Source organism: Vibrio sp. Y176 (genome assembly GCF_033438945.1).
The window spans coordinates 1-552 of the sequence record NZ_JAWOQS010001009.1 but is presented as its reverse complement, the minus strand read 5'-3'; the positions used below and the strand labels follow the sequence as shown (position 1 = coordinate 552).

1 protein-coding gene is annotated in these 552 nt (G+C 49.8%); it reads left to right on the top strand.

Features of this window, described 5'->3' with window-relative positions; all coding sequences use genetic code 11:
* Positions 1 to 552 (top strand): efflux RND transporter permease subunit (locus tag R7O13_RS29915; protein WP_318305598.1); only part of this gene is annotated, 552 nt, incomplete at both ends.

The window sequence follows — 552 nt, the reverse complement described above, 5'->3', positions numbered from 1 at the left end:
CTCAAAGAGAGCCTTAATTCCAAAGCACTTCCGCAGGAATGGGACTTATTGAGACGCAAAGTGGACGATGTAAAACTGCAGCTGCCGTCCAGCGCGCAGATCAGCGTAGTACAAGACGAGTTCTCTGAAGTCTACGGCATGCTTTTCTCTATCCACAGCACAGATGCTGCGCCAGAAGAGTTGCGTCGCTACGCCGAAGAGCTGCAACGCCAAATCAAAGCCGTCGACGGCATCAAAAAGATCGAGCTACACGGCGTTCAACCTCGCGTTGTACATATCGATATGCCAGACGAGCGCTTGGCTCAATATGGTTTGTCGATCGCACAAGTTTGGAACCAACTGAGCACACAAAACAGCACGTTCGAAGCGGGAAAATTCGATGCAGGTACAGAGCGTATTCGTATTGCGCAAACCAGTGAGTTTCAGTCTCTAGAAGACATTCGCAATTTAATCATCAATGGTGGCACCGGAGAGTTTGGCTCGGGGTTGATTCGTCTTGGTGACATCGCCGACATCACCATGGGTTATCAAACACCAGCATTGGCAGAAAAC